General features: G+C 62.8%; 20 protein-coding genes. 11 read left to right on the top strand and 9 right to left on the bottom strand.

From position 1 onward, the window contains the following. Nucleotides 1–59: 59 nt before the first annotated feature. From GTA51_RS07915 to rpoD, 9 genes are all read left to right on the top strand, one after another. Entirely contained in the window at nucleotides 60–1,727 is a 1,668-nt protein-coding gene (locus GTA51_RS07915) for a glycosyltransferase family 4 protein (RefSeq protein ID WP_160960105.1), read from the top strand. Continuing rightward, nucleotides 1,724–2,560: a 16S rRNA (adenine(1518)-N(6)/adenine(1519)-N(6))-dimethyltransferase RsmA gene (rsmA, locus tag GTA51_RS07910; protein ID WP_160960104.1), complete on the top strand. Its 837-nt coding sequence runs from the start codon at nucleotides 1,724–1,726 to the stop codon at nucleotides 2,558–2,560. Before GTA51_RS07915 ends, rsmA begins: the two co-directional genes overlap by 4 nt. 214 nt (nucleotides 2,561–2,774) lie before the next feature. Beyond that, nucleotides 2,775–3,047 carry an HU family DNA-binding protein gene (locus tag GTA51_RS07905; protein ID WP_006918963.1) on the top strand — a complete coding sequence of 91 codons (273 nt, stop codon included), beginning with the start codon at nucleotides 2,775–2,777 and terminating at the stop codon, nucleotides 3,045–3,047. Between the two features lie 21 nt (nucleotides 3,048–3,068). Then, nucleotides 3,069–3,251: a hypothetical protein gene (locus tag GTA51_RS07900; RefSeq protein ID WP_160960102.1), complete on the top strand. Its 183-nt coding sequence runs from the start codon at nucleotides 3,069–3,071 to the stop codon at nucleotides 3,249–3,251. Between the two features lie 152 nt (nucleotides 3,252–3,403). Then, a complete protein-coding gene (gene rpsU, locus GTA51_RS07895; RefSeq protein WP_005990045.1) occupies nucleotides 3,404–3,604 on the top strand; it encodes a 30S ribosomal protein S21 in 201 nt (66 codons plus the stop codon). Then, complete coding sequence (locus GTA51_RS07890; protein WP_160960101.1) at nucleotides 3,604–4,050, top strand: GatB/YqeY domain-containing protein; 447 nt, start codon at nucleotides 3,604–3,606, stop codon at nucleotides 4,048–4,050. The genes rpsU and GTA51_RS07890 overlap by 1 nt, the downstream gene beginning before the upstream one ends. Nucleotides 4,051–4,076: 26 nt before the next feature. Then, a complete protein-coding gene (locus GTA51_RS07885) occupies nucleotides 4,077–6,416 on the top strand; it encodes an endonuclease MutS2 (protein WP_160960099.1) in 2,340 nt (779 codons plus the stop codon). A 169-nt stretch (nucleotides 6,417–6,585) separates the two neighbouring features. After that, a complete protein-coding gene (gene dnaG / locus GTA51_RS07880) occupies nucleotides 6,586–8,322 on the top strand; it encodes a DNA primase (protein WP_160960098.1) in 1,737 nt (578 codons plus the stop codon). Beyond that, nucleotides 8,315–10,081 (top strand): RNA polymerase sigma factor RpoD, encoded by a 1,767-nt coding sequence (gene rpoD, locus GTA51_RS07875; protein WP_160960096.1) that lies wholly within the window; start codon nucleotides 8,315–8,317, stop codon nucleotides 10,079–10,081. The genes dnaG and rpoD overlap by 8 nt, the downstream gene beginning before the upstream one ends. A gap of 202 nt (nucleotides 10,082–10,283) precedes the next feature. Here rpoD and GTA51_RS07870 read toward each other — a convergent pair whose 3' ends face one another. The 9 genes from GTA51_RS07870 to GTA51_RS07830 form a co-directional block, all read right to left on the bottom strand. Then, on the bottom strand, nucleotides 10,284–10,736 hold the full coding sequence (locus GTA51_RS07870) for a universal stress protein (protein ID WP_160960095.1): 453 nt from the start codon (nucleotides 10,734–10,736) through the stop codon (nucleotides 10,284–10,286). 88 nt (nucleotides 10,737–10,824) lie between these two features. Then, a complete protein-coding gene (locus GTA51_RS07865) occupies nucleotides 10,825–11,895 on the bottom strand; it encodes an acyltransferase family protein (protein WP_160960093.1) in 1,071 nt (356 codons plus the stop codon). A gap of 262 nt (nucleotides 11,896–12,157) precedes the next feature. Then, nucleotides 12,158–13,783 carry a citramalate synthase gene (gene cimA, locus GTA51_RS07860; RefSeq protein WP_160960092.1) on the bottom strand — a complete coding sequence of 542 codons (1,626 nt, stop codon included), beginning with the start codon at nucleotides 13,781–13,783 and terminating at the stop codon, nucleotides 12,158–12,160. Between the two features lie 231 nt (nucleotides 13,784–14,014). Continuing rightward, on the bottom strand, nucleotides 14,015–15,247 hold the full coding sequence (locus GTA51_RS07855) for an aspartate kinase (RefSeq protein WP_160960090.1): 1,233 nt from the start codon (nucleotides 15,245–15,247) through the stop codon (nucleotides 14,015–14,017). A 42-nt stretch (nucleotides 15,248–15,289) separates the two neighbouring features. After that, nucleotides 15,290–15,799, bottom strand: a complete 510-nt coding sequence (tsaE, locus tag GTA51_RS07850) for a tRNA (adenosine(37)-N6)-threonylcarbamoyltransferase complex ATPase subunit type 1 TsaE (RefSeq protein WP_160960089.1) — start codon at nucleotides 15,797–15,799, stop codon at nucleotides 15,290–15,292. Nucleotides 15,800–15,807: 8 nt separating this feature from the next. After that, complete coding sequence (locus tag GTA51_RS07845; protein ID WP_160960087.1) at nucleotides 15,808–16,260, bottom strand: CBS domain-containing protein; 453 nt, start codon at nucleotides 16,258–16,260, stop codon at nucleotides 15,808–15,810. A gap of 3 nt (nucleotides 16,261–16,263) precedes the next feature. Next, the gene (locus GTA51_RS07840) at nucleotides 16,264–17,808 is read right to left on the bottom strand and encodes an NAD(P)H-hydrate dehydratase (RefSeq protein WP_160960085.1); all 1,545 of its coding nucleotides are present in this window, start codon (nucleotides 17,806–17,808) and stop codon (nucleotides 16,264–16,266) included. A 550-nt stretch (nucleotides 17,809–18,358) separates the two neighbouring features. Then, nucleotides 18,359–18,730: a holo-[acyl-carrier-protein] synthase gene (locus GTA51_RS07835; protein WP_160960173.1), complete on the bottom strand. Its 372-nt coding sequence runs from the start codon at nucleotides 18,728–18,730 to the stop codon at nucleotides 18,359–18,361. Nucleotides 18,731–18,738: 8 nt separating this feature from the next. Then, nucleotides 18,739–19,464 carry a pyridoxine 5'-phosphate synthase gene (locus tag GTA51_RS07830; protein ID WP_160960084.1) on the bottom strand — a complete coding sequence of 242 codons (726 nt, stop codon included), beginning with the start codon at nucleotides 19,462–19,464 and terminating at the stop codon, nucleotides 18,739–18,741. A 190-nt stretch (nucleotides 19,465–19,654) separates the two neighbouring features. Here GTA51_RS07830 and GTA51_RS07825 point away from each other — a divergent pair, with 190 nt between their 5' ends. Further along, entirely contained in the window at nucleotides 19,655–20,950 is a 1,296-nt protein-coding gene (locus GTA51_RS07825) for a citrate/2-methylcitrate synthase (protein WP_160960082.1), read from the top strand. A 264-nt stretch (nucleotides 20,951–21,214) separates the two neighbouring features. After that, the gene (locus tag GTA51_RS07820; protein WP_246198044.1) at nucleotides 21,215–23,989 is read left to right on the top strand and encodes a mechanosensitive ion channel domain-containing protein; all 2,775 of its coding nucleotides are present in this window, start codon (nucleotides 21,215–21,217) and stop codon (nucleotides 23,987–23,989) included. The last annotated feature ends 28 nt before the right edge of the window (nucleotides 23,990–24,017 follow it).

Below are 24,017 nucleotides of genomic sequence, written 5' to 3'. Positions count from 1 at the left end.
CCAAGACAAGTAAATCAAGCCATTTGACATCGGAGCACGGCTGTGGCTCCGTCTCCACCATGCGCGCACAACGAATTTTTGGCACCCTCGATCCCTTTGTCGAATCCGACGATGTCATGGGCCGCAAAGTGGCCAACGCCGCCTTTTTAGACGCGCTGATGCGGGCCGATCCTTATGACGCCTATCATTTTTTCATGCCGTCGCGGCAGTGGCGGGACCGGCAGGAAGGACTTCTCGCCGCCCGCTATCCCCAGGTGGCCCAGCGCGGGGCGTTCAAAGTTCTGACGCGCCAGGAACTGCCGCACGCCCTGGCCGACACCGACTACGCCGTCTTTCACCTCTCCGATTGCATCACCGCCCAGGCCCGTCTCGCAGCCGCCCGAAACGCCCTGGCCCGCTCGATCTTTCCCATCACCGGCACCACCCATTCGCTGAGTAACGCCGTGTTCCAGCGGGATTTTCTGGCCCACCTCTGGCCCGGCACCACCCGGCGCGACGCTATCGTGGCCACGTCCACGGCCGGCCTGGGGGCCGTGGAAGCGATCTTTGCCTCCCTGCGCCGGGGCTATGGGCTTTCCCCCGAGGACTATCCGGCCCCGGAACTGGCCCTTATTCCTTTAGGTGTCGATCCGGCCGATTGGACGCGCCTTGACGGGGAGGCGCGCCGCGCGGCCCGGGACGCCTTCGGCATTGCCCCCGAGACGGCGGTTTTACTGGTTTTCGGCCGCATCTCCCACAGCTCCAAGATGGATCTGCTGCCGCTTTTCCGGGCGGTGCAGCGTCTTATTGCCGCCGGCGTCGCTGCGGCCGGGCTGACCCTGGTCGTGGCCGGTTGGACAGATACGGACACCGATGACGATCCGTTTTTGACCACCCTGGCCAATCTGGCCGCCAATATCGGCTTGTCCCTGGTGCTTATCCGGCGGCCGGCCGAGGCGGCCAAGCAGGCGCTGTTCGGGCTGGCCGACGTGTTCGTGTCCCTGGCGGACAATCCCCAGGAGACGTTTGGCCTCACCCTCCTGGAAGCCATGGCCGCCGGATTGCCGGTTGTTGCTTCGGACTATGACGGCTACCGCGATATCGTGGTCCACGGCCGCACCGGTTGGCTGCTGCCCACGCTCGGGCCGGTCGAAACCGGCCTGCGCGACGTGCTGGCACCGTTGTGCTATGACAACCACACCCATCTGCGTCTGGCCCAGTCCCTGGCCGTGGACGTGCCGGCCCTGGCCCAGGCCCTGCTGGCGCTCATCCGGGAACCGCAGTTGCGTCAAACCATGGGCTTGGCCGGGAAGCAACGAGCCACCGAGTTGTTCACCTGGGATGCCTGCCTGGCCCGGCATCTGGCGTTGTGGGAGCGTCTGGCCGGCGCGCCCGTGCCGGACCGGGCGCTGCTTGCCCGCACGCCCCATCCCCTGACCCTGGCCTATGGCGAGGTCTTTGCCGGCTATCCGGGCGGCCAGCTTGGCGACGGCGTGCGCCTGACATGGAGCCGGGCCGGACTGGCACTCTATAACCGGCAGGATTTTCCCGTTATTTATGCAGAACTTGATAAGGAAATACGGCCGGATGCCTTGCGTATTCTGGTCTTTCTGGCCCGCTCCGGGTGTCCCGGCCTGACCCTGGCCAAACGGCTGGCGGCGGCCGTGCCCGGTCTTTCTGGCGCGGATGCGGCCGGGCATGTCCTGTGGGCGCTCAAACACGATTTGCTGGAAAAGGAGCATGGATGACACGTCGCGAACGCGCCCAGGCGCCCGGGGACGCGCCCGGCGCGCACTACGCCCCGGCCAAGCGGAGCCTGGGGCAGAATTTCCTGGTCGATCCCAACATTGCGGCCAAAATTGTGGCCCGCCTGGGCATCACCGCCGCCGATACGGTCATCGAGATCGGGCCGGGCCGGGGGGCGCTGTCGGCCCATATCCTGGCCGCCGGCCCCCGGGCCTATCTGGCCCTGGAAAAAGACCGCGAGCTGGCGGCGCGTCTGCCAACGGCCCATCCCGGGGCGCATCCGGCCCTGGTTGATGCCCTGCGTATGGATTGGAGCCGGCTGGACCGACTGCCCGGGGTCAAGCTTATCGGCAACCTCCCGTATAACATCGCCTCGCCGCTGCTCTGGGACATTTGCGCCGGCTCGCTGCTCTTTGGCCGGGGCGTCTTTATGGTCCAGCACGAGGTGGCGCTGCGCCTGTGTGCCCCGCCGGGCGGGCGGCAGTACGGGGCGCTGACGGCCTGGACTTCGGCTTTTGCCAAGCTCGAATACTGCTTTAAGGTGCCGCCGACGGTTTTTCGGCCCCAGCCCAAAGTGGATTCGGCCGTGGTGGCGATAACGCCCCGGCCGGCTGGCGAGCGGCCTGAAGAACCCCGGGCGCTGTCGTTGTTGCTCAAACGGCTTTTTTCGTTGCGGCGCAAACAGTTGGCCGGTATCCTGAAACCGTTTTGGACGGATGGCCTCCCCGAGGCCTGCGAGGCGCTCGGCATTCAGGGGCGGGACCGGCCCGAAGTTTTATCGCCGGGCCAGCTCGGCGCACTGGCCAAATTGCTCAAAACGCGCCTGCCCTCTTGACTTTGGGCTTGAAATCGATTTTGGTTTGCCCACTCGTGCGTATCGCGTTTTGCCGCATGGGCAGCGCACCAGGGGCAGGAGGGCCGTTCTCGCCGCGGGGAGGCGAGGGGGGGCGTCCCTGTTGACGTTTTTTGCGAGACAGGCGCGCAGAGAGGATCGGGAGCATGGTGCCGCCGCGTTTGCCGGGGGCGATTAACCGAGGAGGAGAGGACTGATGACCAAGGCTGATCTGGTAGGTAAGATTGCCGAAAAGACGGGACTGACCAAAGCCAATGCCGAACGCGCGCTCAATGCCTTTATCGAGGCCATTGAGGAGACGTTGGTGGGCGAAGGGAAGATCACACTGACGGGGTTTGGCACCTTCATGGTCGATGAGCGCAAGGCCCGGACCGGCCGCAACCCCCGCACCGGTGCCGAGATCAACATCCCGGCCTCCAAAGTGGTCAAATTTCGGCCGGGGAAGTTGCTTAAGGACGCCATCCAATAACCAATCGCGGGAGAATTTTTCATGTTACACGGCGAAACTGTTCACAGCCCCCTGCCGCAGGATCTCCCCTGGTGGCAGCCCGATCATTTCGTGTTTTTCAGTGTGCTGTATCTGGTGCTTTTCATCATTGCCTCGGGCATGGGCTATTGCATGTACAAGGCCTATCTGGACACCAAGAACGCACCGGCCCACGGCCACCACTAGCCTTGCCGCCTGGTCACGGGACTCTGCCGCCGCCCGGTGTCAGCCGGGCGGTTTTTATTCTGCGTGTCGGCCGCATGTCTTGACATGGCGGGTCGACTCGGATAAACCGCACGTTTTGCCGCAGGGAATTTTCCAAAGAGGGGGTGATGTAAATGCCCGGTGTCTACCTTGACGAATCCGACAACTTTGACGTGGCCCTTCGCCGCTTCAAAAAGCAAGTCGAAAAATCCGGGATTCTCTCCGAGCTGAAGAAACGTCAGCACTTTGAGAAACCCAGCGTCATGCGCAAGAAGAAGAAGGCTGCCGCTCGCAAGCGGTTGCTTAAGAAAATGCGCAAAATAAACATGATGTAATGAATCTACAAGCCCGTATCGAATCCGATTCCCTGATTGCCATGAAGGCCAGGGATGCACTGACCCTCGGTGTCTTGCGCATGCTGCGAGCAGCCGCCAAGACGCTCCAGGTCGAGCTGCGTCGTCCCTTGACCGAGGCGGAGTTTTTTGACGTCTTCGCCAAGCAGGTCAAGCAGCGTCGGGAGTCCATCGATCTGTTCGCCAAGGCGAACCGGGCTGATTTGGTCGAAAAAGAGGAGCGGGAACTGGCGGTCCTTATTGCCTATCTTCCCGCTCCCCTGACCGACGACGAGCTTGCCGCCGCCGTCAACGCCGCCGTGGCCGAACTTGCCGCCAGCACCATGAAGGACATGGGAAAGGTCGTGCAGTCGGTGTTGGCCGCTCACAAGGGGCGGGTCGATGGCAAGCGGGTCAGCGACGCCGTCAAGGCGCGCCTCGCTTCCTGACCAGCCTCGCCTACACCCCTTTTTTTATGGAATCCAGAACCCTCTCGTTGCTGGAGTTTCCTAAGGTTTTGGAGCGGTTGGCCAATATGGCCGCTTCCGAACCCGCCGCCGCCGCCTGTCGGGCCATTGTGCCCCTGGGCGATGTTGCGCTTGTGGCCAGGGAACAGCAGAAACTGGCCGAAGCCCTGGAGTTGCGCCGTAATCGCGCCTTTGAATTTTCTCCTTTCCCAGATCTTGAACCCCTTTTCCCCGTGCTCGACAGCGAGCGGCGAACCCTTGATCTGGATGCGTTGGTGGCTTTGGGGCATGTCCTGTCCCGGGTGGCCGCCCTGCGCGACGCCCTGGGCCAGCCGATTTCCGGCGAGGCACCGGCGTCCGTACTGGGGGCCATTGTCTCCGGCACGCCTTGGGCCAAAAAGACCCAGGCCGCGCTGACCCGCTGTCTGGCCCCGGACGGACGGCTGCGTGATGAAAGCTCGCCCGAGCTTTTTTCCGTGCGCCAGGAGATCCGCTCCATCCACCAGACGATCCTCAATAAGGTCAAAGAGTTCGTCTCTGAACGCGATCTGGGACCGCTTTTGCAGGACGACTACGTCACCATCTCCTCGGACCGCTATGTCCTGCCGCTGCGGGCCAATTTCAAGGGGAGGCTCCCCGGCATCGTCCACGACTATTCCCAGACCGGGGAAACCATCTACGTGGAACCGTTTTTCCTGGTGGAGATCAACAACCGTCTCCAGGAGCTTAAAAACGAAGAGCGCGAGGCCGAGGCCCGGGTCATGGCCTTTTTAACCGGTCTGGCCAAGGACGAGCGCCGCGAGATCGTCGCCTCCTACCGCCTGCTGGTGGACTGCGACGTGTTGTGGGCCAAGGCGGCCTTGTGCGACGCCTTTGGCGGCACCCTGCCGGAAGTGGCCGGCGGCCATGCCGTCCAGTTGCTGGCCGCCCGCCATCCCTTGCTGGTCCTGGCTGCTGCCGCCGGCAACCCGGCCGTGGCCCAGGATCTGGTCCTGGCCGAAGACCAGCGGGCGCTTATCGTCACCGGAGCCAATGCCGGCGGCAAGACCGTGTGCTTAAAGACCCTGGGCCTTTTGGCGGCCATGGCCCTGTCCGGGCTGCCCGTACCGGCTGGGGAGGGCAGCAGCCTGCCCTTTTTCCGCAAGATTTTCGTCTTTCTGGGCGACGAGCAAAGCCTTGAGGACCATCTGTCCACCTTTACCGCCCAGATTCGCCATCTGTCCCGGGTCTGGCCCGCCATCGACGCCGATACCCTGGTACTGCTCGACGAATTCGGGGCCGGCACCGATCCTTCCCAGGGCGCGGCCCTGGCCCAGTCCGTGGTGGACGGCCTCCTGGATCGGGGAGCCTGTCTGGCGGCGGCCACCCACTTCCCGGCGCTCAAAGCCTACGGCCTGTCCCGGCCGGGGGTGCGCGCCGCCTGCATGCTGTTTGATCCGGCCACCAAAAAGCCGCTTTATCGGCTGGCCTATGATCAGGTCGGGGCGTCCATCGCCCTGGATGTGGCCCGGGAGCACGGCCTGCCTGAAGATATTTTGGAGCGGGCCAACCGCTATCTGCTGCTGGACGGCAACGATACGGGCTTGGTTTTCGAGCGCTTAAACGAGTTGGCCCTGCGCCGCGAACAGGAATTGGAAGCCATTGCCGCCAAGCGGGTGGTGGAAGAACAGCGCATCCAAAAGCTCAAGGACAACTTGCAAAAAGCCCAGGACAAGCTGGTTGAAGAGATGCGCGAACTGTCCCGGGACATCGTGCGCCGCCACGAAGCCGGACGTCTTGGTCGCAAGGAAGCGCAAAAGGCCCTTGCCGATGCGCGCAAAAGTCTTATTGATGCAAGCAGCGATATTCTTGGCGAACGCAAAGCCGAGTCGCCGGCCGCAGCCTTTGATCTGGCCACTGTCCCCTTGGGCGATACGGTGCTGGTGGTGAGTTGGCAAAAAACCGCCGTGGTGCGGGAAAAAGATTTGAAGCGCCAAGCGGCCAAGGTCGATATTGGCGGTGTCAGCCTGTGGGTGGGCGTGGCCGATCTGGCGGCGGCCGGGAAAGCGGCCAAGGCCGGGGGCACGACGATTGTCAACACGGCCCCGTCCGATGCGGTGCGAGGTGGCGGGCTGGTGTGCGATATTCGGGGCCTTCGGGCTGATGTGGCCGAAAGCGAGTTGCTGGCCTTTCTCGATCAGGCTTTGCTGCGCGGGCATGGCGAACTGGAGATCATCCACGGCCGGGGCACCGGGGCGCTGCGCCGCGAGGTGCACCGCCTGCTCAAAGCCCACCCGCAAGTGACGCAGTTTGCCCTGGCTCCCGAGGATCGCGGCGGCGACGGCATGACCATGGTGACGCTGAAATAGGCTGCCCTAGGGCCTGCCGCGCTTGGGAGCGCAACGATAAGACTGGTCGGCCGGCTGGGTTTGGTCAACGAAAAAGAGAAAGGCGCAAAACGCATATGCAGGATCTCCGGTTTCGCCCGCTTGCCGAAGCCTGCGCGCCACAAGGGGTTATCCCCGCCGGCCGGGTGCAATGAAAAATGATTCCGGAGCGGTGGCGGCGGTTAAGGCCCGGGCCAATATTGCCGATGTGGTGGGACGCTATGTGAACCTGCGTTCCATCGGCAGCCGGCTGGTGGGGCCGTGCCCGTTTCACCAGGAGACGAAAGGCTCGTTTAACGTCCATCCCGACAAGGGTTTTTTTCATTGCTTCGGCTGTCAGGCCTCGGGCGATGTGATTGATTTTTACTGCCGCATAAACGGCCTGGAATTTCGCGAGGGCCTGGAACGGCTGGCTTCGGAATTCGGCGTCGATCTGGGCCGGGTGCGCAACGATCCGCGCGCGGCAGCCAGAAAGCAGGCGCGTGACGCCTGCCTGGCCATGCACGAGCTGGCCGACCGCTATTACCGCCATCTGCTGGGGCAGGGCGAGGGGGCGGTTGCCCGGGAGTATCTGGAAAAGCGCGGGGTGAGCGCCGCCATGATCGAGGGTTTCGCCCTGGGGGTGAGCCCCGAGGGGTGGCAGGGCCTGCAAAACGTGTTGCGCTCCCGGGGCTTTGACGACGACGCAGCCGTGACCGCCGGGCTTTTGACCCTGGGCAAAAACGGCCGCACCTGGGACCGGTTTCGCGGCCGGCTCATGTTTCCCATCCGCGACGGCGGCGGGCGGGTCATTGCCTTTGGCGGGCGCACCATGGGCGATGGCGACCCCAAATATTTAAACAGCGCCGAGACGCCGATCTATACCAAGGGACAGCATCTGTACGGGCTGTACGAGGCGCGTCCGGCCATGGCCAAGTCGCGCCGGGCGCTTTTGGCCGAAGGGTATCTCGACGTCATTACCTTGCACCAGTTCGGCTACACCGACGCCTGCGGCGTGCTGGGCACGGCCATGACCCATGAGCAGGCCCGGCGGCTGACCGGGTTGGCCCCCAAGGTCGATCTGGTTTTTGACGGCGATCCGCCGGGACGCAAGGCGGCGCTGCGCTCGGCCCAGATGTTTTTAACCCTTGGCGGGGCCTGCCGGGTGGTGCCGCTGCCGGACGGCGAGGACGTGGACAGCCTGCTCCACGCCGCCGGCCGGGACGGTTTCGAGGCGTGTCTGGCCCGGGCCGAGGACGGGCTGACGTTTTGCCTGCGCATGGTGCGCGAGGCGTCTTCGCCCAAGGAGATCATTACCTGGGCCACGGATTTTTTGGGCGGCCTGGCCGACGACGGGCTGCGGGCGGTGTTTCTCCCGCGGGTGGCGGCTGGGCTTGGGCTGGCCGAAATCGAGCTGCGCCGGACCGTAGCCGCGCCTTCCAGGCGGCCGGGCGGCGGGGCGGTGGCGGCGCGAAACAATAGCACGCCCCAAAAGCCGCAAACGCTGGAGCTTTCGCCTCGGGACGCCCAGCTCTTGTCCTTTGCCGTGCGGCGTCCCGATTATCTTGCCGGGCTGGCCGGTGAAGGATTGGTCGAGCATCTGGGCAGTGGATCGGCTCGGGAATTTTTCAGCAAACTCGCCGGGGACGGCCCTGACGAGTTGGCTTCGCGTTTTGGCGAAGCCGAGCGGGCGTTTTGGACCAAGGCCCAATTGGAACCGGCCCTTGACGACCAGGACGCGGCGGCGTTTTTTGAGGAAATCCGCGTGTTTTTGCACGAGGCGAGAATAACGGACCGGCGAGGAGCCGTCATGGAAGCTATACGTCGGGCACAGCAGCGGGGAGAAAACGAAGAAGCCTTGCGGCTTCTCGGGGAACTACAGGCCCTTTCCGGGAGGGGAGATGAGTAATCTCAAAGAGATACAACAAATCAAAAGCCTCATCGTCAAAGGCAAGCAAAAAGGTTTTCTCACCTTCGATGAGGTGAACAAAGCCCTGCCTTCTGAGGTCAACAATCCCGAGCAGCTCGAAGAGGTCATTGCCATCTTCGATCAGCTCGACATCAACCTCGTCGATACCGACAAGGACGGCCGCAAGATCGAAGCGGCTGTCGCCGAGCCAGACGACGCCCCGGACGCCGATCTGGAGCTGACCGAGAGCGAGGATTCCCTCGATTATTCCTCGCGCAGCACCGACCCTGTGCGCATGTATTTGCGCGAAATGGGCGCGGTTCCGCTGCTTGACCGCGAGGGCGAGGTGGTCATCGCCAAAAAGATCGAGAACGGTGAGATGGAAGTACTCTACGCCCTGGTGGAAGTGCCGGTGGCGGTGGAGGAACTGATCCAGGTGGGCGAAGACCTCAAAATCGGGCGCATAAAGCTCAAAGACGTGGTCAAGACCATCGAGGAAGACGATCCCTCCGAGGACGAGATGAACCAGCGCCAGCGGGTCATTTTCCTGCTGGAAGAGGTCAAGACGTCCTTTCGCAAAAAGCGCAAGATCTACAGCAAGTTCGACCAATGCGCCTGTCTGGACCGCCGGGTGTTTGGCATCCAGAAAGAGATCATGGTCTTTAAAGAGGAAATTGTAACCCGTCTTCGCGACATCAAGCTCGAAAAGACGCTCATTGATCGCATCATCGAGATTGTCGAGGACTATGTGCGCCAGATGCACAACTGTCAGCGCGATCTTTCGGCCTACATCCTTTCGGTTGGGAAATCCCACTCCGAGATCCAAGAGATGTTCGCCCAGCTCGACGCGCGCTCGATCAATCCCATGGTTGCGGCCGAATCCCTGGGCTTGACGGTGGAAGAGCTTTTTTCCTTTAAGGAAATGCTCTCGGCCAAGATGGAGATTCTCGACCGCTTGCAAGACAAGTGCTGCCACAATGTCCACGAGCTGGAAGAAGTGTTGTGGCGCATCAAGCGCGGCAACAACGCGGCCCAGCGGGCCAAGCAGGAGCTGATTCGGGCCAACCTGCGCCTGGTCGTCTCCATCGCCAAAAAGTACACCAACCGTGGCTTGCAGTTTCTCGATCTGATCCAGGAAGGCAACATCGGTCTGGTCAAGGCCGTGGACAAGTTCGAGTATCAGCGCGGCTACAAGTTCTCGACCTATGCCACCTGGTGGATTCGCCAGGCCATCACCCGCGCCATCGCGGATCAGGCCCGCACCATCCGTATCCCGGTGCACATGATCGAGACGATCAATAAGCTCATCCGCACCTCGCGCTATCTGGTCCAGGAGCTCGGCCGCGATCCGACCCCGGAAGAGATTGCCGAGCGCATGGACTATCCGTTGGAGAAGGTCAAAAAGGTGCTCAAGATCGCCAAGGAGCCGATTTCCCTCGAAACGCCCATCGGCGATGAGGAAGATTCGAGCCTGGGCGATTTCATTGAGGACAAAAAGGCCTTGGCCCCGGCTGAGGAAGTGGTCAACACCAAGCTTGGCGAACAGATCGGGAAGGTTTTGTCCGATCTGACCCCGCGCGAGGAGCAGGTGTTGCGCAAGCGGTTTGGCCTGGGCGAAAAGTCGGACCACACCCTTGAGGAAGTGGGCAAGCTTTTTAACGTCACCCGCGAACGCATCCGCCAGATCGAAGCCAAGGCGCTGCGCAAGCTGCGCCATCCGGTGCGCAGCCAGCATCTGCGCTCGTACTACGAGGGCTAGGCGGCACGCCCCCTGCCTTCGGGCGCTGCCCCAAACGATGTTCCCCCGGCCGCTTACGCGACCGGGGGATTTTTTTGTTGTCAGGCCGGGGGAATGCTTTGGGCGGTGGGCAGTCCCTGACAGCGGAGATTTTGTGAATAACAGTTATACGTTCATTGGGTTGCTGCTTGGCACAGCTTCATAGAAAATACCGGGCGCACCGTTAGGCGGTCTTGATCTCGGGGCGCATGGACAGCACCGGTGCCTTGGCGGTCTTAATCACCTTCTCGGCCACGGAACCGAACAGGATCTTGTCGATGCCCTTGCGGCCGTGGGTGCCGAGCACGATCAGATCGGCGTTGACTTCTTCAGCGGCGTTGACGATCTCCTCGGCGGCATAGCCGGAGACGACCCGGCCTTCCACCGGCACGCCCTTGAAATACTCCTGGATAAACGAATCCATGGTGTCGGACGCACCGTTGACGATGCCCGAGACGAAATCGTCGATGTAGCTGGCCTGGACGTGGAATTCCACATACTGGGTCAAGGACGGGGCCACATACAGGGCCACGACTTTGGCACCGCAGGCCGCAGCCAGGGTCTTGGCGTATTCGGCCACCTTGGGGCTGACTTCCGAGAAATCCAGGGCGCACAAAATGGTTTTGATGGCAACCATGGCTTGCTCCTCGCGTGTTTCGGGTTGTGGGCTGAACTACCCTAACACGGCGGTGCGAAAAGCAAAAGCCGCTTTTCGGGGCTTGGCGTCAACGGCTGCGCAAGACGCGGCGCTGGCGGTAGCCCTCGATGGGGTCAGCTACAAAACGGTTGAGCAGCCAACTGACGGCCACCGTGGCGATAAGGGCGATGGCCGGCAGATGGGCCCGGCCGCAGGCGTATTCAACCATCAGGATCACGGTCCAGTGGGTGATGTAGATGGGATAGGACAGCTCGCCAAGGGTTCGGTCATAGGCCATTTTTTTGGTCAGCCGGAAGAGAAAGGGGATGGACAAAACGGTTGCGGCGTAGAGGTAAAGCTCCTTGCCCATAAACCCCGGCAGGAACTGGTAGCCCAGGAGGGCGGCCAGATAGAGGCCGACAATTTTCCAGAGCGTGGCCTGGGGGATGGCCACGGGTTTGAGCGCGGCATAGAGCCGGTAGGCCAGGATGCCGAGCAGGAAAAAGCCGCATTCCACAGGGAAAAAACGCTGTTTCCAGGGATCAAAAGGCAGATCGGCCCAATAGATCAGCACCCGCAGGACAAAGCTCGCCCCGGCCAGGGCCACGAGCACTCCGGTGCTCCGGCGCACCAGCCAGGGAGCCAGGGCGTAAAAGACCAACTCCAGGGATATGGTCCAAGACTGGGGAATGAGCAGGAAAAACCAGGCCGGCGTGGCCCGGTAGAGGGCGTCGGTACTCAACGCCAGAGTTCCGGCGTCGGTAAGGGAGCTGAAAAAAAGCAGATCCTGGCCGAAAATCGTGATGTTGGCTGCTGCCAGGAGCGCTATCGTCGCCGGTTTGAGGTGGCCCAGCCAGGTCTGCCATGGCCCCAGGAGCAAGGCGGTATGCAGGCCGAATTTAAAGACCAGCGATACCCCCAGTGAGAGCAGGAGCACCACCCAATACAAGGGAAAAAGGCGCAGGAAACGGTTGGAGAAGAACAGGCTGGTCTGGCCCGGACCGTTGTATTTTTCGGTCAGAATAAGGGCCATGTAAAAGCCCGAGATGATAAAAAAGACCTTGATAGCCATGTAGCCGTCGGTCAGCACCAGACCGTAGAGCGGTCCGGTGTGGTTTATTACCACGGCGGCAGCCAGGAGAAATCGCACCAAACCCATGCGGCGTCGTTGCCTCGTGTCTTCGCGGTGCACTGCCCAAGGCAGGACCGATTAAAGAATATCGGCCCGCCTGCGTGAGGCGGACCGGCAGGGAAATGACGCGTTGGCCGCGCGTTCGCGAAATCTGTCCCAGTCTAGAGCCGACCAGACTGCCAACCAACACCCATAACCCCTTGCAAAACTTCTCCTATCAAGGGGGACCGGGGGGATTATCCCCCCCGGCCGCCGGAGGCCTCTTCTGCCTTCTCTTCTCGCTCGTGCGCTAGCCCTTGAGCGCCTTGGTGAGTTTGGCCTTGTCGTCGCGGAACAGCTTGTAGTTGATGGCGTCTTCCATGGCCTGGAAGCTGGCTTCGATGACGTTGTGGGACACGCCGACCGTCACCCAGCGCCGGGACGAGTCGCCGCTTTCGACCAGGACGCGCACATGGGAGGCCGTGCCGCAGCCGCCTGGTTCGCAGTCGTCGCGTTTAAGCCCCGAGAGCACCCGGACCTTGAAATCGAGCAACCGCATCTCGGCCAGTTTCGGATAAAAACCGCGCAGCGCTTTGCGGATGGCCTTGTCCAGGGCGTTGACCGGTCCCATGCCGGTGGCGGCGGTGTGCTTGGTGCGGCCGCCGACTTTGATCATCACCGTGGCTTCGGTCAGCGGTTCGGCCCGGTCGTAGACGTTGTCGTCGAGTATGCGGTAGCGCACCACGGTGAAATAGCTGCGCGCCCGGCCGAGCACGCGGTTGAGCAGCAACTCATACGAGGCTTCGGCGGCGGAATACTCGTAGCCCATGGACTCGCGTTCCTTGATGGTGGAGAGAAGCTCCAGCACGAAAGGATCGTTTTTGTCCAGATCGAAGCCGAATTCCCGGGCCTTATAAAGGATGTTGCTCTGGCCCGAGAGGTCGGAGAGGAGCACCCGGCGTACGTTGCCCACGGTCTCGGGGGCGATGTGCTCATAGGTGCGGGGATTTTTGACCACGGCCGAGACATGCACGCCGCCCTTGTGGGCAAAGGCGCCGTCGCCGACGTAGGGCTGGTTGGACGGCGGGGCCTGGTTGACCATTTCGGAGACGAAATGGGCCGTGGGCGTTAAAAGCGGCAGCTTGCCTTCGGGCAGGCAGTCGATGCCGCATTTGAGTATGAGCGAGGGAATGATGGTGCACAGATTGGCGTTGCCGCAGCGCTCGCCGTAGCCGTTGACCGTTCCCTGGACCTGCACGGCCCCGAGTACAACGCCTTCCAGCGAGTTGGCCACGGCCACCCCGGAGTCGTTGTGGGCGTGGACGCCAAAGGGGACGCCGGGCAGGGCGGCGACCACGGCAGTCACGATCTGGCGGAACTCCGTGGGCAGGGTGCCGCCGTTGGTGTCGCACAAAACCAGCACGTCGGCTCCGGCTTCATGGGCTTTTCGCAACACGGCCAGGGCGTAGTCGGGGTTGGCCTTGTAGCCGTCGAAAAAGTGCTCGGCGTCAAAGAAGAGTTCTTTGACGTTGGGGCGCAGATAGGCCAGGGAGTCGCCGACCAGATCGAGGTTGCGCGGCAGGGTGGTGCCGAGGGCGTCGGTGACGTGGATATCCCAGGTCTTGCCAAAAATGGTGATGACCGGTGCGCCGGATTCGATCAGGGCCTTGAGATTGGGGTCGGTGGCGGCCGTGGCCCGGTGGTTGTGGGTGCTGCCGAAGGCGGCGATGGACGCATTTTTCAGGCTGTAGTTCTGGATCTCTTGAAAAAACCGCTTGTCCGTGGGGTTGGAGCCGGGCCAGCCACCTTCGACGTAGGCCACGCCCAGTTCGTCGAGTTTGAGCGCAATGCGCAGCTTGTCCTCGGTGGTGAGGCTGATGTCCTCGGCTTGGGTGCCGTCGCGAAGAGTCGTGTCGTAAAGAGAAACGCGTCGCATAGGGTGTCTGCTTGTAGGGGCCGGGGCGCGCTTGCAACGCGCCCCGGGCGTGAGCTTTGCCGGTCGGCCTGGGACTTGGTTCGTCGTCCCGGCCGGCCCTTGACGCGAAACCGGCGGGCGTTTCGCGGGGGAACCTGCCTGGCGCTGCGTCCTTAAAAACCGTACAGTATTTTTTAAGAATACCGGGTGGTTATCTCAAAAAACGGCAGGGCGGCCTTTACGGACGCGGCATTAACAGGCCTTGGTCGGAGCCTGGGACAGCCCGAAGGCGTCGTGCAGGGTCCGAACGGCCAGTTCGAGGTACTTTTCCTCGATGAGGCAGGTAATCTTAATCTCGGAGGTGGCGATCATCAGGATGTTGATGTTTTCCTTTTTAAGGATGGTAAACATCATCGACGCAACGCCGGAATGGCTGCGCATGCCAACGCCAATAACCGAGACCTTGCAGACGTTGGTGTCGTGCTGGATTTCGGCCGCGCCGATTTCCGGCTGCAACCGTTGCAGGATGGCCAGGGTAGCGTCGAGGTTGGCGCGCGAGATGGTGAACGTCATGTCGGTGCGGCCTTCGCGGCCGGTGTTCTGGATGATCATGTCCACCAGAATGCCGGCTTCGGCGATGGGGGCGAAAATGGCAGCGGCCACGCCCGGGCGGTCGATGACGTTTCTGATCGTGATGCGGCACTGGTCCTTGTCGTAGGCGATGCCCGAAACCAGCACGTCTTCCATTTCCGTATCCTCCAAAGTGACCAGGGTGCCGGGATCGTCGGTAAACGTCGAACGGACGCGAACCGGCACGTTGAATTTCTTGGCAAGCTCAACCGAACGGATTTGCAGCACTTTTGCGCCCATGCTGGAGAATTCCAGCATCTCGTCATAGGAGATGCGCTCTAGCTTGCGGGCGGTGCTGCACAGATTCGGGTCCGTGGTGTAGACGCCGTTGACGTCGGTGTAGATTTCGCAGACCTCGGCATCAAGGGCGGCAGCCAGGGCCACACCCGTGGTGTCGGAGCCGCCCCGGCCCAGGGTGGTCGGTCGGCCCAGGCAGTCCACGCCCTGAAATCCGGCCACCACCAGCACGTCATGGTCTTCGAGCAGGCCGCGCAAACGCTCGGTGTCGATCTCCATGATGCGCGCCCGGGTGAAATTGGAATTGGTGGTGATGGGAATCTGAAAGCCCAGCAAGGAGCGGGCGCGAAGCCCGGCGTCCTTGCACAAGATGGCAAAAAGGGACACCGAAACCTGTTCGCCGGTGGTCACCAGCACATCGAGTTCGGCCGGGTCGGGATTGGGGGAAAACTCATTGGCCATTTTGAGCAGCCGGTTGGTTTCGCCGGACATGGCCGAAAGGGCCACCACGACTTTGAAACCTTCGGCGTGGGCCTTTTGCACCCGGCTAAGGACCAGACGCATGCGCTCCAGGCCCTTAACCGACGTGCCGCCGTATTTTTGCACCATAATCCGCATGGTTGCCTCCAAATAATCCGGGCAGTCCGCTCTCCCGGATGTTCAACCCGCCACGAGGTCGGGACACGTCTGGGCCAGGGCGGCCAACGCGGCCTGTCCCCTCGCCCCCCAGGCGGTCATCCGGCACAGTCGGCCGGTCGCCGCCGGCAGCCAGTCGCCTTCCAGGCGATGGGCCGGGAGCATGTCCCGCGGCAGGTATTGTCCCCATTCCACGACCACCAGGGCACCGCCGGCGGCAGCCGCCTCCAGGTGTTCCTCAACACAAGGATCGCCGCCGGGTATCCGGTAGAGATCCACATGGAACACTTCGGGTCGGGTCGGGTAGACATTGACGATATTAAAACTCGGGCTGGCCACTTCGGCTTCGTCGCCGCCGGGCAGCGCCTCGGCCAGTCCCCGGACCAGGGTGGTTTTGCCCGATCCCAGGTCGCCGCGCAAGAGCAGCGCGGCCCGTTTTCCCGGATCGGCCAGGATGGCGGCCAAAGCCCGGCCCAGAGCCAGGGTGTCGGCTTCACCCGGCAGTCGCAGGGTCAGCGATGGGCTGGGGTCCATGGTCCGGGCTATTTCTTTAACAGCGTGGCCAAAAGATCCCGCATGCCGATAATGCCGACGATGGCCCCGGCATCCACCACCGGAATGGAGTGGTAGCCCTTTTCGGTCATCAGCGTGGCCACGGTGTCGATGCCGGTGGCCGGCGTGACGGTCACGGGATTTTTGGTCATGGCGTGGGCGGCGGTCAAGGCCGAGATTTTTTCCACTTCCCGGTCGAGATCCTTCATGGAACCCAGCGGGATAAAAGCGTCAAGCAGGGAAAAAACCGAGGGCAGGGACAGGTTTTTCTGCTGGGCCACCAGATCGGACTGGCACAGGATGCCGGTTAAGGCTCCGGCGGTGTTGACCACGGGGACGCCGTTAAAGCCTTTGTCAAAAAGGAGCTGGGCGGCGACGCTGATGTCAGTGTCTTCGGGGATGGTGACGACGTTGGTCGTCATCACGTCTTTGGCTGTGAGCATCCGTTACTCCGTGAGGGCGTGCGGCAGCATGCCGGCAATTTCCGAGGCCAGATTGCCCCGCGCGGGATAGACGTTGGCGAGCAATTCGCCAGCGCGTCCATGCCAATACACTGCAAGGCTGGCGGCGAGCAAGGGGGAAAGGCCCCGCGCCGCGAGGCTCCCGGCCAGCCCGGAAAGTACGTCGCCCGACCCGCCCACAGCCAGATTGGGGGCGACGACGGGACTCACCGCCGCCAACCCGTCCGGCGTTGCCACCACCGTGGCCGGTCCCTTGAGCACAGCCACGCAGCCAAAGCGCGCGGCCAGTTCCCGGGCAGTGGCCAGCCGGTCGGCCTCGACGCCGGCAATGTCCGTGGCCAGCAGCCGGGCCGCCTCGCCGGGATGGGGTGTCATGATCGCGTCAGGACCGAGCTTTGCCGCCAGTTCCGGCGAAAGGGCCAGGAAATAGAGGGCGTCGGCATCGAAAATCACCGGACAGGGCAGGGGGAGCAGGGCGCTTAAGAACCCGGCTGTCTCCGGGTGGCGGCCCAGCCCCGGCCCCAGGGCGACGGCTCCGGCCCCGGCCGCGAAATCGCGCACGGAAGCGGCGTCGGCAGCGCAAAAATGGCCGCCCGCACCAATGGGCATGGTCATCACATCAGGAAAACCGGCTTTAAGCGACACTTCCACCGCCCCGGGACAGGCCACGCTGACCAGCCCGGACCCGGCCCGCAGCGCGCCAAGAGCGGCCAAAAGCGGTGCCCCGGTCAAGCCCCGGCTGCCGCCCACCACCACCACCCGGCCGGCACTGCCTTTGTGGAGCGTCGGCGAAATCGGGCGCACCGCATCCAGAATGCGCGGGGCGATGCGCCCGGCCCGGCAGGGATGGCGCTGGCGCACGGTGCGCGCTATGCCGATCTCGCGCACCAGCAGCCGCCCGACATACGGCGCGGCCTGGGCTGTTACCAGCCCGGTCTTGGCCGCCTCGAACGTCACCGTGGCCCGGGCCGTAACCGCCATGGGCGAAGGCCGGCCCGTGTCGCCGTCCAGGCCCGATGGGATGTCCAAAGCGAAAATATACGACCGCGTGGCCAGCGCATTGACTGCCTCGACCAGGGCGAGCATGTCCGGTCGCAACGGTCCGCGAAAGCCCGTCCCCAACAGCCCGTCCACGATGATATCCGGCGCGTCGGCCCCGGACAAATCCACCCGGGACAGCGGCAGCATCGTCAAACCCAGCTTCGCTGCCAAACGGACGTTATACCCGGCCGCGCCCGTGTATTTACCCCTCGCCCGGGCCAGCCCCACCGTGACCAGCGCGCCCCGGTTGTCCAGATGCCGGGCCAGGGCGACCGCATCGCCGCCGTTGTTGCCAGGACCAGCCAGCAACAAAACCCGCTTGCCGGCCACCTCGCCCACCTCGCCAACCAAGGCGTGCATGGCCTCGCGGCTGGCGTTTTCCATAAGGGCCAGAAACGACATGCCGCACTCAGCCACACAGGCCGCATCCCACCCGGCTATTTCGGCCGGCGTTGGCAGCGGATCAAAATAACGGGGGTCTAGAAGCATGGTGGTCTCCTTTACAAGGGAGAAGCGTGGAGATGCATTGAGCAGCGTGGAGAGAGAAAAAAGAGTGCCTCCGGCGGCCGGGAGGGGGTTGCCCCCTCCCGGACCCTCCCAGTTTGGGGGCTTTTTTCAGGGCAGTCAAAGCACTGCCCCGAAAAAAGCCCCCAAACAGGAAGTCTCCGAGAAGAAAAATAATGAAAGCCAGATCCCCGTTTGTATGTGTCCCATTTGGGGGACTTGAGGCCACGGCCGCCTAGTGTGACGTTCCACAAATAAGTTTGTACTTCATTTGGCGAAAAGCAGTAGTGGCGTCATATCTTTTTGCAGCACCGACTGTAATTTAGTACATAGCTATTTGTGTAACGCGACATTAACACGGTTGTTTCCCGTTGAACGCAAGTGCTGGCTGTCGGCTTGCAGCCGACCCATTCGCCAGCCAACGCCCATAACACCTTGAAAAACTTCTCCTATCAAGGGGGTCCGGGGGGGGTTATCCCCCCCGGCCGCCGGAGGCATCTTCTGTCTTCTCTTCTCTCTTATACTTTCTCTTCTCTTATCCTTCCAATATAACCACCGCCGCTGCGGTGGTGCGGCTGTGGGTGATGCTGACGTGCCAGGTGGCCGCGCCGAGGCTTACGGCCCTGGCGTGGGCCGGGCCGGTGAGTGCCAGGGTGGGGCGGCCGGCGGCGTCGGAGAGGATTTCCAGGTTATGGAAGGTGACGCCTTGGGCAAAGCCGGTGCCCAGAGCTTTGGCGGCGGCTTCCTTGGCGGCAAAGAGGCCGGCGGTGCGGGCAAGGCGCAGGGGCGGCAGGGCGGCGCGTTCGGCCGGGGTGAGGATGCGCTTTAAGAACCGGTCGTCGAACCGGGCCAGGGAGGCCTCGATGCGTTCGAGTTCCACCACGTCGATGCCAAGGCCGCAGATCATGGCCGGGGCTAATCGGGAAAGCGGTTGATGATGGCGCACATGGCGGCGACGGCCTCGACCAGTCCGGTCATAACGGCCCGGGCGATGATGCTGTGGCCGATGGAATATTCGCTGATACCGCTGGTATTTTGAAAGGCAAAGATATTGTCGTAGTCCAGGCCGTGTCCGAGGTTGACGCCAAGGCCGGCCTGCCGGGCCAGGGGGATGGCGGCCAGCAGGCGATGGAGTTCGCCGGACCGGGCGGCCGGGGTTATCGCATCGGCAAAGGCACCGGTGTGCAGTTCGACGTAGGCTGCGCCAACGGCAGCGGCCGCCTCGATCTGGCGCGGGTCGGGATCGATAAAAAGGCTGGCGGGGATGCCGGCGTCGGCCAGGGAGGCGATGAAAGCGGCCAGTTCGGTCTCGCGTCCGGCCACGCCCAGGCCTCCTTCGGTGGTCAGTTCCTGGCGTTTTTCCGGCACGAGGCAGACCATGTCGGGTTTGCGTTTGAGCGCAATGCCGAGCATTTCGGGGGTGGCGGCCATTTCCAGGTGCAGGCGCGTCTTGACGGTTTCGCGCAGCACATGGACATCGCGGTCGCCGATATGGCGGCGGTCTTCGCGCAGATGGACGATGATGGCGCGTGCGCCGCCGAGTTCGGCCAGGGCGGCGGCGGCCACCGGGTCAGGACTTTTGGCCAGGCGGGCCTGGCGGATGGTGGCCACATGATCGACGTTGACCGCAAGCAGGGGCATGGCGCGCTCCTTCTCCAGGGAATAAACGGATGCGGCCACGGTAAGCGTTTTGCAGGCCGCAGGCAACCAGGACGCGGCACGGGGACGATGCTTCGGGAGGGGGCGTTGGGACAGGGTTGTGGCGGACCGTGCGCTTTACAGGGAATGGCTCCATTGGTATCAAGGCCGCTTCTGCCAAAAAGGAAGCGCCATGAACGAACCCACCTCGGCCACCCTGACGTTTGAAGGGAAGACCGTTACATTGCCCATCATTCGGGGCGATCATGTCGAAACGGCTCTTGATGTCCGCAAGCTGCGCAGCCAGACCGGCTGGATCACCCTGGACCCCGGCTACGCCAATACGGCGGCTTGCAAGAGTGCTATCACCCACATCGACGGCGAGCGGGGCGTGGTGCTCTATCGTGGCTACGATCTGGAAGAATTGGCCGAGAAGGCCACTTTCGTGGAAACGGCCATGCTGGTCATGTTCGGCGAGTTGCCGACCCGCAATGAACGCGAAGAATTTCGCATCATGCTGCGCGACCAGGAGTTGCTGCACGAGGCCCTTTTGAGCCATCTGGACGGGTTTCCGCCCAACGGCCACCCCATGGCCATCCTTGCGGCCATGATCAACGCCATGGGCAGCTATTATCCCGAGCTTTACGAGATCGACTCGCCGGAGGATTTCCGGCTGGCTGCGGCCAAGATCATGAGCAAGGTGCGCACCATTGCCGCCTTTTGCTACCGCAAATCCCAGGGATTGCCGCTTAATTACCCCAATCCCAACCTGGATTACTGCCGCAATTTCCTGCACATGATGTTTTCGGTGCCGTTTTGGACCTATCAGGCCCCGGACCCGGTGGTGCGGGCCTTGAGTGTCTTCATGCTCTGCCACGCCGATCAGGCGCTGGACACCTCCTGCGCCACGGTGCGCATGGTGGGTTCGAGCCAGGCCAACCTGTTCGCCAGCGTGTCCTCGGGCATAAGCGCCTTGTGGGGACGCCGCCATGGCGGGGCAAGTTCGGCGGCGCTCGGCATGTTCGAGGATGTCGTGGCCGGGCGCACCACGGTTGCGCGCATCATCGAGGCATCCAAGTCCCGGGCCGAGCGGCTCGTGGGCTTTGGCCAGCGTATTTTCAAGGTCGAAGACCCCCGGGCCCGCATCATCAAAAATACGTATCAGAATCTGGTCAAAAACGGCTACGCCAAACGCGACGCCTTCCACGACATCGCCCTGGAAATCGAGGAACGCGCCCTGGCCGACGCCTATTTCGCCGAGCGCAATCTGTACCCAAACACCAATTTCTACGCCAGTCTGCTGCTGCGGGCCATCAACATCCCGTCACGCATGTTCCCGGTCATCACCGCCATGGGCAACATGCCCGGCTGGATCGCCCACTGGAGCGAGGAGACCAATTCCCCGGACCAGCGCATCCATCGGCCGCGCCAGATCTATATCGGCCGCAAGCGCCATGCCTATACGCCCATGGAGAAACGCAAATCCTGATCGTCCTGCGATGCGCCGGCCCGGGCAGGCGGACCGCCTGGCGGCGGCCCTTGGCCTGCTGTCCCCATCCCGTGTCGGGTTGGCGGGCTAAGCCGGCTCCTGCCGTGTCGGCAACAGCCATTTTCCCTCCAGGTTCGCCGGTTGTTGTACCGGGCGCGCCTGGCAGGATGGTCTGGGCTGGAGTCCGTGTCAGTAAAGCCAACCCTGCAATTGCCTGAGGCGTCCCGCCTTATTCGTGAACCGTCGCGGCTGCCCGAGGTGCCCATGCTCCGCAATAGCGTTATTCGATTGATGTATTGTCTGGCCGTGATCCTGTGTCTGGCCGCCGTCTGCGTGGCTCCGGCCGCCGCAGCCGACCCGCAACCGGCTGCCGCCAATGACCAGGGCGGCGCGGCTATGGCCAACCCGGGTCCAGACAAGGCGGTCGATCCGTCGGCCGATACTGCGGCTGCCAAGCCCGCCACCAAACCGGCCGACGCGCCCGCTGCCAAGCCGGCTGAGAAGCCTGCTGACACCACTGCCGACAAGCCGGCTGAGAAGCCCGCGGACAAACCGGCTGACAAGGCTGCCGACAAGCCGACGGACAAGCCTGTTGACAAGACAGCCGAGAAGCCGGCTGAAAAGCCGGTCGAGAAACCGGCGGACAAGGCCGTGGCCAAGGACGGCGACAAGCTCCCGGCCAAGGAGACCGCAAAACCCGCGGACAAGCCGGCGGTCAAAAAAGCGGCCGGCGACAAGGCGTCGGAGGAAGCCGAGTCCGAGGCTGACCAGCCCAAGGACTGGCAGGTGCTGTTGTCCATCCACCAGGAATCGGTGGTGCAGCAGGCGGCCCGGTTTAAATCCATGGAAGAGCTGCTGCCCAAAAATATCCGCCGCTTCCGCACCGATCTCTCGGCCCTGGAGGGCAAGATCGACGAACTGGGGCTGATCATCAGCCTGTCGGGTGGCAACCCCTGGGAGCTTCGGGCCGTGCTGGGCGATTTTGCCCGGGTGCGTCGTGCGGTGGAGGCGCTTATGGCGCCGTCCCAGGAGAGCCGCGACGAACTGGAGAAGATCGCCGCGCGCCTGGATTCGCTCAAGGAAGAATTTACCAAGCGGCTGGAAGATGATCCCGAACCGCAGATCGCCGACGCCATCAATTATTATCTGCGCTACTTAAAGGGTGTTCGCACCTCGCTTTCCGGGGTCAAATCCACCCTGGACAAGGAGCTTGCCCCGGCCCGCGATGTCTTAGCCGGTCTGGACAAGTCCGAGGAAGCCCTGCGTGTAAAGATCCCCAAGGCCTGGAAAACATACTATTTTGTGGCCTCAAACGACCTGTTTTCGCAAAAGGCCTGGAACGATCTGGACACCCGGTTTACGCACTGGCTCAAGTCCAACACGTCCATGCTGCGCTCACTCACCCGGGGAGGCGACGCCGCCCGGGCCGTGGCCGTGTTGACCAAGGCCGGCGTGGCCCTGGCCATCCTGCTGGTCGCCGGCATCGTCGGTGTCTTGCGCCTGCGCCGCAGCCACCCGGAGGTGGCCCAGGTGGGGACGCTGTACCGCGTCTGGCTGCTGGCCGGGTTGGGACTCATCCTGCACTGGGTGGCTGGCGGCGCGCCGCTGTTGCTCCAGGAAATCCTTAACATTGTGGCTGAAATTCTGCTGGCTGCCGGATTGGCTGTTTTCTCGCGGTATCTGGCCGAGGTTTCCGGGGCCGTGCCCGCCGGGGCCGGCAGTCCCTTGCGCGGGTTGTGGGCCATGTTTTCGCTGGGGCTGTTGCTGCAGATTGCCGATCTGCCCGAGCCGGCCCTGTCAGCGGCCTGGATGAGCCTGCTGTTGCTGTTTATCCTCACGGTGGGCCGGTCCCTGCGTCGCTATGAAGGACCGTTGCGGCTGTTGTGCCGGGCTACGCCGCATCTTTTCACCATCCTGGTGGTCATGACGGCCCTTGGCTGGCAGCATCTGTCCGTGCTGGTTCTGGCGGGCTGGTTTATGCTGCTGGCAGCGGTGCAGATCGGGGCCGGGCTGTCGCGCATTGTCAACTCCTGGCAGGCCCGGGCCAGCCAGGAAGGGGCCTCGGCCCTGACCCGGGCCATGGTTTCGGGGTTGGGCTTTCCGCTGATCTTCATGTCGCTCTTTTTGCTGGTGCTCTATTGGTTTTCCACGGAATTGGGCGGCCAGGAACTCTTTATGGAAGCCGTCGGGTTCACCATCACCGTGGGCCCGGTTTCCGTCACCCTGGGCCGGTTGGCCCTTATCCTCACCGGCTTTTTCGTCACCCGCTCGGCCCTATTCGCCATCCGCTCGTTTATCCGCGACCTGCCGCGCCTGCGTCCGGGGGTTGATCCCGGCGTGCGTGACGTGTTGGAGACAACGTCGTTGTATGTACTGTGGGGATTTTACATCCTCATTTCGCTCTTTCTGCTCGGTTTTTCTTTCACCAGCCTGGCTGTGGTGGCTGGTGGTCTGTCTGTCGGCATAGGCTTTGGCCTGCAAAATATCGTCAATAACTTTGTGGCCGGGTTGATCCTGCTGTTTGGCCGTTCCATCCAGGCCGGCGACACCATCCAGATCGACGCCATCTGGGGGCAGGTGCGCAAGGTCAATATCCGCAATACCGTGGTCCAGACCTTCGACAATGCCACCCTGTTCGTGCCCAACTCCGATTTGATAAGCGGCAAACTGGTCAACTGGACCCACCGCGACCCCACCGTGCGCCGGGAAATTGCCGTGGGCGTGGCCTATGGCTCAGATACCGAGCTCGTGCGCCAGATTCTTCTCGATGCCGCCACTGTCCATCCCCATGTTCTCGAAACCCCGGGGCCGTCGGTGCAGTTTCAGAATTTTGGGGAAAGCTCCCTTGATTTCAAGCTGCTGTTCTGGGTGGACAACGTGGGCGCTGCCGTGGTCACGACCTCGGACATCCGCTTTGCCATTGACAAGCGCTTTCGCGAGGAAGGCATCGACATTCCTTTCCCCCAGCGTGAGGTGCGCATCGTGTCCGGCCACCCGGACGAACTGGCCCAGGCAGCCGTGGCCGGCGCGGCCGATTGACTGGGGAGGCTTGGCGCGGGACAGCCTG

Origin of the sequence: Solidesulfovibrio aerotolerans (assembly GCF_009856865.1) — a bacterium.
GTDB classification, from domain to species: domain Bacteria; phylum Desulfobacterota; class Desulfovibrionia; order Desulfovibrionales; family Desulfovibrionaceae; genus Solidesulfovibrio; species Solidesulfovibrio aerotolerans.
The sequence above is the reverse complement of the archived record's forward strand: the minus strand, read 5'-3'. Positions and strand labels throughout refer to the sequence as shown.

Coding starts and splice junctions, on each gene's coding strand:
- GTA51_RS07915 (WP_160960105.1), top strand. CDS start 60: ATGCGCGCACAACGAATTTTTGGCACCCTCGATCCCTTTGTCGAATCC.
- tsaE (WP_160960089.1), bottom strand. CDS start 15,799: ATGGACCCCAGCCCATCGCTGACCCTGCGACTGCCGGGTGAAGCCGAC.
- dnaG (WP_160960098.1), top strand. CDS start 6,586: ATGAAAAATGATTCCGGAGCGGTGGCGGCGGTTAAGGCCCGGGCCAAT.
- GTA51_RS07905 (WP_006918963.1), top strand. CDS start 2,775: ATGACCAAGGCTGATCTGGTAGGTAAGATTGCCGAAAAGACGGGACTG.
- GTA51_RS07885 (WP_160960099.1), top strand. CDS start 4,077: ATGGAATCCAGAACCCTCTCGTTGCTGGAGTTTCCTAAGGTTTTGGAG.
- GTA51_RS07830 (WP_160960084.1), bottom strand. CDS start 19,464: ATGCCCCTGCTTGCGGTCAACGTCGATCATGTGGCCACCATCCGCCAG.
- GTA51_RS07820 (WP_246198044.1), top strand. CDS start 21,215: ATGCTCCGCAATAGCGTTATTCGATTGATGTATTGTCTGGCCGTGATC.
- GTA51_RS07855 (WP_160960090.1), bottom strand. CDS start 15,247: ATGCGGATTATGGTGCAAAAATACGGCGGCACGTCGGTTAAGGGCCTG.
- rpoD (WP_160960096.1), top strand. CDS start 8,315: ATGAGTAATCTCAAAGAGATACAACAAATCAAAAGCCTCATCGTCAAA.
- GTA51_RS07890 (WP_160960101.1), top strand. CDS start 3,604: ATGAATCTACAAGCCCGTATCGAATCCGATTCCCTGATTGCCATGAAG.
- GTA51_RS07865 (WP_160960093.1), bottom strand. CDS start 11,895: ATGGGTTTGGTGCGATTTCTCCTGGCTGCCGCCGTGGTAATAAACCAC.
- GTA51_RS07900 (WP_160960102.1), top strand. CDS start 3,069: ATGTTACACGGCGAAACTGTTCACAGCCCCCTGCCGCAGGATCTCCCC.
- GTA51_RS07870 (WP_160960095.1), bottom strand. CDS start 10,736: ATGGTTGCCATCAAAACCATTTTGTGCGCCCTGGATTTCTCGGAAGTC.
- GTA51_RS07825 (WP_160960082.1), top strand. CDS start 19,655: ATGAACGAACCCACCTCGGCCACCCTGACGTTTGAAGGGAAGACCGTT.
- rpsU (WP_005990045.1), top strand. CDS start 3,404: ATGCCCGGTGTCTACCTTGACGAATCCGACAACTTTGACGTGGCCCTT.
- GTA51_RS07835 (WP_160960173.1), bottom strand. CDS start 18,730: ATGATCTGCGGCCTTGGCATCGACGTGGTGGAACTCGAACGCATCGAG.
- GTA51_RS07840 (WP_160960085.1), bottom strand. CDS start 17,808: ATGCTTCTAGACCCCCGTTATTTTGATCCGCTGCCAACGCCGGCCGAA.
- GTA51_RS07845 (WP_160960087.1), bottom strand. CDS start 16,260: ATGCTCACAGCCAAAGACGTGATGACGACCAACGTCGTCACCATCCCC.
- cimA (WP_160960092.1), bottom strand. CDS start 13,783: ATGCGACGCGTTTCTCTTTACGACACGACTCTTCGCGACGGCACCCAA.
- rsmA (WP_160960104.1), top strand. CDS start 1,724: ATGACACGTCGCGAACGCGCCCAGGCGCCCGGGGACGCGCCCGGCGCG.